Origin of the sequence: Salinarimonas sp. NSM (assembly GCF_052380005.1) — a bacterium.
GTDB lineage: Bacteria > Pseudomonadota > Alphaproteobacteria > Rhizobiales > Beijerinckiaceae > Salinarimonas.
In genome coordinates, this window is record NZ_JBQTCJ010000097.1 from 1 (window position 1) to 10,133 (window position 10,133).

Consider the following 10,133-nt stretch of genomic DNA (forward strand, 5'->3'; position numbering starts at 1 on the left):
ACAGGATTGAAGGGCGGTTTGCGTACTTCGCCTTCGGTGGCCGATTCCGGTAGTGGCATCGCAGTGGTCTCCTTCATTGGTGCGCTCCCAGGCCGAGGCCAAGCAGATCCTGCTGCATCTCTTCATTGGCAGCCAGCTCGGCCATGGTTCCGGCGTGTACGATCGCGCCGTCGTTCATAACCGCGACGGTCTGCCCGAGGCGGCGGGAGAAATTGAAGTTCTGCTCCACCAGCAGGATGCTCACCTGCTGGGCCTTGAGCTGTTCGAACGCATCGGCAAGGTCATTGATGATGGCGGGGGCCAGGCCTTTGGTGGGCTCGTCCACCAGCAACAGGTCCCGGGGCTCGATCACCGCACGGGCAATGGCTAGCATCTGTTTCTGGCCGCCGGACAGGGTGCCCGCGGGTTTGTCCCAGAACTTTTTCAGGGGCGGGAACAAATCGAAAATCCAGTCCAGACGGCTCTGATCCATGGCACCACTGACCGCGGCCAGAATCAGGTTTTCCCGCACCGTCAGCAGCCCGAAGATGCCCATGCTTTCCGGCACGAAGGCAATGCCGGCGCGGGCAATACGGGGGGTGGACCAGCGGCTGATGTCCTGGCCCTGATAGTGAATGCTGCCGGCGGTCAGGGTGGTCAGCCCCATGATCGTCCGCAGGGTGGTGCTCTTGCCGGCGCCGTTGCGCCCCAGCAGCACGGTCAGCTCGCCCCGGGGCACCACCAGATCAACCCCGTGCAGAATGTGGTATTGCTCGATGTCGGCCTTGACGCCCTTGAGGGTAAGAATCGGCTCAGCCATGGCTCACCTCCTGTTCGCTGGCCAGATCGGCAGGACTGGCGCCCAGATAGGCCTCCTGCACCACCGGGGACGCGATGACCTCGGCCGGTTCACCGTCCGCCACCAGCTCGCCGTTATGGAGCACCACAATGCGGTCAGACAGGGAGCGGACCACATCCATCTTGTGCTCCACCAGCAAAACCACTTTGTCCTGGTTGCGCTTGATGTCGGCAATCAGGTCCAGAATCACGGGAACTTCATCCACGCTCATGCCCGCCGTCGGCTCATCGAACATGAACACCTCCGGCTTCAGCGCCAGCATCAGCGCCACTTCCAGCTTGCGCTGATCACCGTGGGGAAGCCCTGCCACCAGGTAATCGGCCCGCTTGGCGAGATTGACCTGAGTGAGGTAGGCCATGGCCCGGTCGGTGAGATCGGTGCGGCGGCTGGCCATCTGCCAGAAGTTGTGACCGATGCTGTAGCGGGAGGCAACGGCCAGGCGCACATTTTCCAGTGCTGTCAGGTTGGGAAACAGGTTGGTCAGCTGAAAGGCCCTGCCCAGTCCCTTGTCGGCCCGTTTTGCGGCGCCCAGGCCGGTGATGTCTTCGCCTTTCAACAGCACCTGGCCGGCACTGGCCTTGAGCTGGCCGGAAATCAGATTGAACCAGGTGGTCTTGCCGGCGCCGTTAGGGCCGACGATGGAAGTCAGCGTGCCCTTGTGGAACGCGCAGGAGACGCTGTTGACCGCGATGTGCCCACCAAAGCTGATGGTAAGACCGCGGGTTTCAAGTACGGGTTGCTCGGATGACATGCTGCACTCCGGCGTGGTGACTGCAACCACCCTCTTTTCATCGGGGTGGTATTGATGTGACTGTCCGTGTGCCTGGCATGAAGCCAGAGGTGAGTGCGGGTGGGGGCTTGTTTCGGGACCGTCGAAAACAGGGATGTTTTCGTCGAGCCTACATGGATGTATTTACGGCGTGTCCCGAAACAAGCCACCGCCCGCGCTCCGAACTCCGAAGCCGCGGCCAGTGGTTTTCTCACTCAGTTACGAACCGGGATATCCATTTCCTTGCGGTCGATCACCCGGATCAGCTTCGGCACGCCCGCCGTCACATCACGGTTGGCGAACCAGTCGGTACGCTCCTCAACCTCGATTTCGAAGTGATACATGTCCTGCATGGCCTGATGGTCTTCGGCGCGGATTTCCATCTCACCCTTCGGAGTCTGGAACACCAGGCCTTCCAGGGCTGCAATCAGGTCTTCGGTATCGGTGGAACCGCCGCTCTTGCGGATCGCCTCGGTGATGGCCATGGCCTGGGCAAAGCCCTGGGCGGTGAAGAAATCCGGGGCCGCGTTGTGGCGCTCGAAGTGTTTCTCGACCAGCCAGTCGTTCAGCTCGTTATCCGGAGACTCGAAATAGTAGAAACCGGCGCCCTGCATGCCCGGAAAATCAGCATAGCCCACCAGTGCCGCCAGGATGTTGCCACCCGTGGCCAGGCTGATGCCGAAGCGGCCCGGGTTCAGGTCCTGGATACGGCCCAGCGGATTGGAAGCACCGGCCCAGATGGCGAAGATGTGCTTGCCTTCGGCGCAGTCGGTGCGGTCCTTGAGGGAGTCGAACAGACGCTGGGCGGCGGCCGTGAAGTCAGTCGCGTCGGTCGGCAGGTATTCCTCGTGGACGATCTTGCCACCGTTGGCCTCCATGGCCTCTTTATACGCAGCAACACCATCGCGGCCAAACGCATAGTCCTGGGCGATGGTGGACACACAGACACCCGGCTTGCCGAGGGCGACCGCGTTGGAGACCGCGTCCTGGGAAGAGTTACGACCGATACGGAAGACGTAACGGTTCCATTCAGACCCGGTGATCGCGTCCGCCACACCCTCCGGCATGATGATGCGCTCGTACTCTTCCGCCAGCGGCAGGGTCGCCAGCGCCACACCGGAGGCCACCGGGCCGACCACGATGTGGGCGTCGTCCTCAGCGAAAGCCTCCTCAACCAGGGCACGGGCCCGGGCCGGATCCAGCTGGCTGTCCTTGCGGATGATCTCGAGGTCGCGACCTTCAATGGTCATGGTGCCCTCGGTGGCGTACTCAAAACCAAGATTCAGGCCGATGTGCAGCTGTTCTGCATAGGGCGCCAGGCCGCCGGTGAAATCGGTGACATGGGCAATACGGATAGAGTCGGCCGCGTGCAGTGACGCCGCAGACAGGGAGATGGCGGTTGCCAGGATAAAGCGCTTCATTGATGGTCCCCTTTTGTTGTTGTTTGGCCTTACAGCACTCGTCGGGTCCCTGTTTCCAGTTGAAGGACCTTGTGCCTGACCATGAGACATATCGTTCTTGACTCGGATAAAATATGACAACTGATTCAGGTTTAATCAAGAAAGAAACCGGAAATTTTTTAATCAGGCACTCAGCTATAATGATTAATCATTGTTTTAAAAGACTAATACCGAAGGAATGGCCCAGCAGCCCGATCTTGACACGGATCAGCGCCACGCCTAAATTACTTGACGACTGATTCATGTTTCGTATTCAATCAATCCGGAACGACCGACGCAAGGCTGACATTCCGATGACAACAACAAGCCAGATCTCCCCTTCCGGCACTGGCCCCGGCACGCCCAAGACAGCCCGGGGCGCCCGCACCCGCGCCAGAATCCTGCAGGCGGCGGAGGACACCTTCGGCACCCTTGGCTTCCACCGCGCAGGCATTACCGACATCACCCGTGCGGCCGGTGTTGCTCAGGGCACCTTCTATACCTATTTCAGCAGCAAGGAAGAAATCCTGCGGGAGCTGGTGCTGGATATGGGCCACAAAGTACGGGCGCATCTGGCATCGGAAATCCTCGGCGCCGCTGACCGGCTTGAGGCCGAGGAGCGGGGCCTGCGGGCCTTTCTTGACTATCTGATGAAGAATCCGTCGCTGTACCGGGTGCTGCAGGAAGCGCAGTTTGCCGACCCGGAGATTTATCACCAGTACTACGAAACCTTTGCCCGGGGTTATGCAGACATGCTGGACAACGCCAGCCGCAAAGGTGAAATCCGCCCCGGCAATAACCAGCACCGGGCCTGGGCCCTGATGGGCCTGTCCCACTTCCTCGGGGTGAAATACGCACTCTGGGATCAGCGTCAGGGCGAGGACGCCTTCGAGGACATTGTCGACACCATGAGTGACTTTTTCCGCCATGGCCTGACGCTGGGTGGCAGCTGATGAAACACGTCTCCTATCGTCTCGAAGATGGTATCGGTCGCCTTACCCTGAACCGCCCGGAACGCCACAACGCACTGGTGCCGGAACTGCTGGCAGACATCCGCGAAGCCCTGGCCCGCTGTCGGGAAGATCAGCCACCGGCGCTGATTGTGGATGCCGCCGGCAAGTCCTTTTCCACAGGCGGCGATGTCGCAGGTTTCTACGATACGCCCCGGCCGTTGCGGCGGGACTACGCTGCCAACGTGGTGGGTGAACTGAACCGCACCATCATTGACCTGCTCAACCTGCCAGTACCCACCATTGCCGCGGTTCATGGGCTGGTGACCGGCGGCTCCATCGGCCTGGTGCTGGCCTGTGACCTGGTGGTGCTTGGTCCCAAGGCCAGCTTCGCGCCCTGGTACACCGTTGTCGGCTACAGCCCGGACGGCGGCTGGACCGCCTTACTGCCCGAGCGTATCGGCCGCGCCAGAGCCCTGGACATTCAGCTGACCAACCGCAGCCTCGGTGCTGAGGAAGCGCACCAGAGCGGCCTTGGCCAGTATCTGACCGACGCCGGCGAGGAGCTGGCCAGGGCCTGGACCCTGGCCAACCAGATTCGCGCCCGCCAGCCCGGCAGCGTGGCCCGCACCCTGCGCCTGAACCGGCCAGACCCCGGCCAGGTGGCCGGCGCCCTGGAACAGGAATACCACCAGTTCCTGGAGCAGATTGTCACTGACGAAGCGGACCAGGGCATGGCCGCCTTTCTGGGGAGGAAGGCATGAACCAGTTCGACCTGCTGGCCCATCGCGCCCGCATAACACCCCGTCGCCCGGCGCTGGAAGATCTCGACAGCGGTGAGCGCTGGGACTACCAGGGCTTCAATGACCGGGCGGCCCGCTTTGCCGCCGCGGCACTGGAAAAGTGGCAACTTCAACCCGGCGACCGGGTGGCCTGGCTGGGCCACAGCCGGGCCGAGTTCTTTGTCATGCTATTTGGCTGCGCCAAGGCCGGCCTGATACTGGTTCCGCTGAACTGGCGGCTCGCCCTGCCGGAGCTGCAACAGCTGATGGCGGACTGCACGCCGTCGGTGCTGATCTATGGTGAGGAGTTCCGGGCAGAATCGACGGCACTCAGATCCGCCGGGCTGAGCCCCCTCAACGTCGCCCTGAACGCACCGGATGCCGGCGAACGTGACTACAACACCGACCTGGCCGTGGTCACACCGGATCTGTCACCACATCCGGAGCGGGCTCCGGACACTCCCTGGTACCTGCTGTACACCTCCGGCACCACGGGCCGCCCCAAAGGCGTGATCCAGACCTTCCGCATGATGATGGCCAACTACCTGAACATCGGCCTGGCAGTGGGACTTACCGGCGAAGACACCCTGCTCAATGTGCTGCCACTGTTCCACACGGCCGGTATCAACCTCTATTCCTCCGCAGTGTTCATGACAGGCGGCTGCGTGCTGGTGGCGCGGGGCTTTGACGTGGAGCAGACCCTGGCGGTTCTGGCGGAGCGGGCAACGGTGTTCTTCGGGGTACCGGCGGTCTATCAGGCCATGCTCGAGCACCCGGGCTTCAATGGTCAGACCCTGGCCGGTGTCCGCTCCTGGGGGTGTGGCGGTGCTGCTCTGGCACTGCCCGTGGCCCGCCATTTTGCCGATGCGGGCATCCGGGTCCGCACCGGAATGGGCATGACCGAAACCGGCCCCACCGTTTTTCTGATGGATGAAGCCGACGTGCTCGACAAAATTGGCTCTGTCGGGCGCCCGCAGCTACTGGCGGAAGTCCGCATCGTCGACGCCGGCGGTCGTTATGTCGCCCCGGGGGACGCCGGAGAATTGCTGATCCGCGGCCCCGGCGTCACCCCCGGTTACTGGAACCGGCCGGACGCGACCCGCGATGCCTTCACCGAAGATGGCTGGCTCCGCAGTGGCGATGTTGCCCGCTGTGACACTGACGGCTGTTACTACATCGTTGATCGCTGGAAGGACATGTACATTTCCGGCGGTGAAAACGTCTACCCGGCCGAAGTGGAGCGGGTGTTGCTGGAGCACCCGGACATTGCCGAAGTGGCGGTGATCGGTGTGCCGGATGAACGCTGGGGCGAAGTGGGCAAAGCCTGCATTGTGGCCAGTAACCCGGCAGCGGCGGAGCGGCTGAGTGACGATGCCCTGAAGGCCTTTTGCCGTGAGTCCCTGGCGGGCTACAAGGTACCCCGTTATTTCTCCCTGGCGGACGCCCTGCCCCGTAACGCCCTCGGCAAGGTCACCAAACAGACCCTGCGCCAGTCGCACCAGAATCCTGCCACCCGACCTGGAACCACTGAATGAGGAACGCCAGCCATGAGTGAGCTGACCTTCAACCTGCCGGAGGATACGGACGCGGAACCCTGCGAGCAGGTGTTCATGCTGCAGCAGGAGGATTTCGACCGGTTTGCCCGCCTCAGCGGCGACCATAACCCGATCCACACCGATCCTGGCTTTTCGGCACAGACCCCGTTCGGGCGCACGGTGTCCCACGGCATGCTGCTGTTCAGTGCCTTGCGGGGGCTGCTGGAGGAGCGCTACCCCGGCGCCCGGCTGCTCAGCCAGAGCCTGATGTTTCCGGCGCCGGCCTACGCCGATGAAGCCCTGACCCTGACGGTGGAGCGCCAGCACCAGCAGGGCAACCGTCTGGGTTTGTCTGCCCGCATCCTGCGACCGGACGGCGAGTGCTGCCTGCAGGGCAGCTGTGAACTGGCACTGACGGAGGCCAGACCATGACCGCGCTGCCACGCTTCAGTGAGCTGAGAGAAGGACAACGCGCTTCGCTCGACCGTGTGTTTTCATCCGAAGACGTGGCCGACTGGTGCGATCTGGTCACCCTTGGCGCCACGCACCCGTGGGCAGGTGTTCCGGAGCCGCTGATTGCCGGCCTGTTTTCCTGCCTGCTGGGGGAAGAGCTGCCCGGTCACGGCACCAATTACCTGAAGCAGTCGATGGCCTTTATTGCCACCGCTGACGCCGGTGAGCCGCTGACAGCCACCGTGACGGTCAGCCGGCTGCGGCCGGACAAGGCCCTGGTCAACCTGAGCACCCGCTGCACCGGCCGCGATGGACGGCTGATCTGCGAGGGCGAAGCCCTGGTGAAATTTGCCCATTGAACGCACCCGCTCCAACAGCAACCAAAAGAGTGAATCGCCCATGAGCGACCTGCATCCGAATCTCCGGGCCTGGCTGGACCAGCTCAATCCGCTGGTGGCCCAGCAACGGGCACAGGGTATCGAGGCAACCCCGCAAATGGTCCGGGACAGCCTGGCCGGCCTGACCGCGACGTTTGTAACAGAGCAGCCGGAGATGGCCACCCGCGATCTTGAGGCCGACCTCGGAGACCACTCGCTTCGGTTGCGGGTTTACGATCCATCGCCAGATTCCTTGCCCGGACAGGCGCTGCCGGTACTACTGTTCTTTCACGGTGGCGGCCACATGGCCGGCAGTGTTGCGGTGTACGATCCCATCGCCCGCAAACTGGCCAAGGCCAGTGGCTGGCTGGTGGTGTCGGTGGATTACCGGCTGTCGCCGGAGGCGCCCTATCCGGCCGGTCTGGAGGACTGCCTGGCGGTCACCAGGACTATCTGGCGCATTCTGGATCAGCACCAGATTCCGGTCCTACACCGGCTGGCACTGGCCGGGGACTCCGGGGGCGCCACCTTTGCCGCGGCGGTCAGTCAGGCCCTGGCCGATGACCCTGATCACGCCATCGAGGCCCAGGTGCTGATCTACCCCAGCCTGGACTACACCATGAGCTGGCCCTCTGTTCGGGAGCATGGCGAGGGCTATCTATTGGAGGCGCAGCGGATCCAGTGGTACTTCGATCACTACTTCCAGCATGGCGAAGATCGCCGGGCAGCCTCCCCACTGCACCAGCCGCTGCCGGCTACAATGCCGCGCACACTGGTGATCACCGCCGGATTCTGTCCACTTCATGACGAGGGGGCCGCCTATGCAGAGCAGCTACAGCAAGCCAGGCATGGCTGCGAGCTGCACAATTACCCGGATATGATCCACGCCTACCTGAACCTGGAAAACCTGGTCCCGGAGGCCTGCGCGGACACCTATCAACGCATCGGCGCCTTTCTGCTGCGCGGCTGACAGCCACCGGGCGATTCAAATCGTCGAATCGGACGACGCCTGTAACGCTGGTCTGAGTGAGACTTCGCAGTTGTTCCTGATACAAACACAACAACACCGGAGACAACCATGCACGGACTCATGCAAGACCAGCCCCTGCTCATTTCCTCCCTGATCGAGCACGCAGCCACGTTCCATCCGAATCAGGAGATCGTGACCAAGACCGTTGAGGGTCCCATTCACCGGACCAACTATCGCGAACTGCGGGATCGTTCCAAGCAGGTTGCCAACATGCTGAAAACCCTGGGTGTCGACTTCCAGGACCGTGTTGGCACTCTGGCCTGGAACACCTATCGCCATTACGAGCTGTATTACGGTGTTTCCGGCAGCGGCGGTGTGCTCCACACGGTCAACCCGCGCCTGTTCCCGGAGCAGCTGACCTACATCATCAACCACGCCGAAGACAAGGTGCTGTTTTTCGACATTACCTTCGCGGACCTGGTGAAGCAGCTTGCACCGGAGCTGAAAACCGTCAAGGCATTCATCGCCATGACCGACCGGGCGAACATGCCGGACATCGACCTGCCCAACCTATACTGCTACGAAGAGCTGATGGATGCCGCCAGCGGTGACTATGAGTGGCCAGTGTTCGACGAGCGCACCGCGTCCTCGCTGTGCTATACCTCCGGCACCACCGGTAACCCGAAAGGCGTCCTGTACGCCCATCGCTCAACCGTTCTGCACTCCCTGATGATGGTGGCGCCGGACGCGTTTGATCTGGGCAGCCGTACCAGCCTGCTGCTGATCGTGCCCATGTTCCACGCCAACGCCTGGGGCGTGCCCTACTCCGCGCCCATGGTGGGCGCCAAGATGGTACTGCCGGGTCAGCACCTGGACGGTGCCAGCGTGTACAACCTGATGAAGGACGAGGGCGTAACCTTCTCCATGGCGGTACCCACCGTCTGGCTGATGCTGTTCCAGTACCTCGACTCAACCCCCGGTGCCAGCCTGGAAGACCTGAACCTCAACGCTGTCGGTGTCGGCGGCTCTGCCCCCCCGATTGCGATGATCGATCGCTTCCGCAAGTCCGGCATTGATATGGTCCAGGGCTGGGGCATGACCGAGACCAGTCCGCTGGGCGTGGTCAACAAGCTGCTGCCCAAGCACGACAGCCTCAGCGATGAGGACAAGGTCAAGCTGCGCACCAAGGCCGGCCGTGGCATCTGGGGTGTGGAAGTCAAGATCGTGGATGATGAAGGCAACCGCCAGCCCTGGGACGGGGTCAGCTCCGGCCACTTCTGCGTTAAGGGCCCCTGGATCGCCAGCGGCTACTTCCGTCAGGAAGGCGGCGACAAGCTGGACGCTGAAGGCTTCTTCCCCACCGGGGACATCGCCACCATCGATGCCGATGGCTACGTGCAGCTGGTCGACCGTTCCAAGGACGTGATCAAGTCCGGCGGTGAGTGGATTTCCTCCATCGAACTGGAAAACGCGGCGGCATCCCACCCGGATGTGGCCGAGGCCGCCGTGATCGGCATTCCTCATCCGAAATGGCAGGAGCGCCCGCTGCTGATCGTGGTTCTCAAGGACCACAGCAACGCCACCAAAGACGACCTCATGGCCTTCCTCGAAAGCCAGGTTGCCAAGTGGTGGCTGCCGGAAGACATCGTCTTCGTTGATCAGCTGCCCCATACCGCCACTGGCAAACTGCTGAAGACCAAGCTGCGTGATGAGTTTGGTGGCCACACTCCGGGATCCAACTCCGGGGTTCAGTGAACGAGGCTGAACAGCGGGCCTGAAAGACCCGTTCATTCCGCCTGAAAAAGCCGCCCGAGGGTAACAACCCGGGCGGTTTTTTTTGGGGCTCGGGTAAAGGGTCTGTGGGGACGAACGAAAGCACGAAACCAACAATAGCCGCGCCCCAGCCAAGCAACACGAACGAAAAAAGCCGGCCATGGAATCCATGGCCGGCCTTTTTGTTCCGCCCAGAGCCCCGCTAACGGAAGGTCTCAGGCAGGAACAGCACGATGGCCGGGAAGGC

10 protein-coding genes are annotated in these 10,133 nt (G+C 62.4%); 7 read left to right on the forward strand and 3 right to left on the reverse strand.

Going from position 1 to position 10,133, the window contains the following annotated elements; all coding sequences use genetic code 11:
- Nucleotides 1-73: 73 nt before the first annotated feature.
- The 3 genes from ACTZWW_RS21985 to ACTZWW_RS21995 all read right to left on the reverse strand — a co-directional run bounded on the left by ACTZWW_RS21985 (nt 74) and on the right by ACTZWW_RS21995 (nt 3,028).
- Nucleotides 74-799, reverse strand: coding sequence for an ABC transporter ATP-binding protein (locus ACTZWW_RS21985; protein WP_444783105.1), 726 nt, complete (start codon nt 797-799; stop codon nt 74-76).
- Nucleotides 792-1,589: an ABC transporter ATP-binding protein gene (locus tag ACTZWW_RS21990; protein ID WP_444783114.1), complete on the reverse strand. Its 798-nt coding sequence runs from the start codon at nt 1,587-1,589 to the stop codon at nt 792-794. The genes ACTZWW_RS21985 and ACTZWW_RS21990 overlap by 8 nt, the downstream gene beginning before the upstream one ends.
- Before the next feature lie 233 nt (nt 1,590-1,822).
- Complete coding sequence (locus ACTZWW_RS21995; protein WP_444783106.1) at nt 1,823-3,028, reverse strand: substrate-binding domain-containing protein; 1,206 nt, start codon at nt 3,026-3,028, stop codon at nt 1,823-1,825.
- A gap of 281 nt (nt 3,029-3,309) precedes the next feature.
- Here ACTZWW_RS21995 and ACTZWW_RS22000 point away from each other — a divergent pair, with 281 nt between their 5' ends.
- The 7 genes from ACTZWW_RS22000 (at nt 3,310) to ACTZWW_RS22030 (ending at nt 9,868) form a co-directional block, all read left to right on the forward strand.
- Nucleotides 3,310-3,999, forward strand: coding sequence for a TetR/AcrR family transcriptional regulator (locus ACTZWW_RS22000; protein WP_444783107.1), 690 nt, complete (start codon nt 3,310-3,312; stop codon nt 3,997-3,999).
- Nucleotides 3,999-4,760: an enoyl-CoA hydratase/isomerase family protein gene (locus tag ACTZWW_RS22005; protein WP_444783108.1), complete on the forward strand. Its 762-nt coding sequence runs from the start codon at nt 3,999-4,001 to the stop codon at nt 4,758-4,760. The genes ACTZWW_RS22000 and ACTZWW_RS22005 overlap by 1 nt, the downstream gene beginning before the upstream one ends.
- On the forward strand, nt 4,757-6,313 hold the full coding sequence (locus ACTZWW_RS22010) for an AMP-binding protein (protein WP_444783109.1): 1,557 nt from the start codon (nt 4,757-4,759) through the stop codon (nt 6,311-6,313). Before ACTZWW_RS22005 ends, ACTZWW_RS22010 begins: the two co-directional genes overlap by 4 nt.
- Nucleotides 6,314-6,325: 12 nt before the next feature.
- The gene (locus ACTZWW_RS22015) at nt 6,326-6,745 is read left to right on the forward strand and encodes a MaoC family dehydratase (RefSeq protein WP_444783110.1); all 420 of its coding nucleotides are present in this window, start codon (nt 6,326-6,328) and stop codon (nt 6,743-6,745) included.
- Complete coding sequence (locus tag ACTZWW_RS22020; RefSeq protein WP_444783111.1) at nt 6,742-7,125, forward strand: phosphate acetyltransferase; 384 nt, start codon at nt 6,742-6,744, stop codon at nt 7,123-7,125. Before ACTZWW_RS22015 ends, ACTZWW_RS22020 begins: the two co-directional genes overlap by 4 nt.
- Nucleotides 7,126-7,165: 40 nt before the next feature.
- Nucleotides 7,166-8,113 (forward strand): alpha/beta hydrolase, encoded by a 948-nt coding sequence (locus tag ACTZWW_RS22025; RefSeq protein ID WP_444783112.1) that lies wholly within the window; start codon nt 7,166-7,168, stop codon nt 8,111-8,113.
- 108 nt (nt 8,114-8,221) lie between these two features.
- A complete protein-coding gene (locus tag ACTZWW_RS22030) occupies nt 8,222-9,868 on the forward strand; it encodes a long-chain-fatty-acid--CoA ligase (RefSeq protein WP_444783113.1) in 1,647 nt (548 codons plus the stop codon).
- The last annotated feature ends 265 nt before the right edge of the window (nt 9,869-10,133 follow it).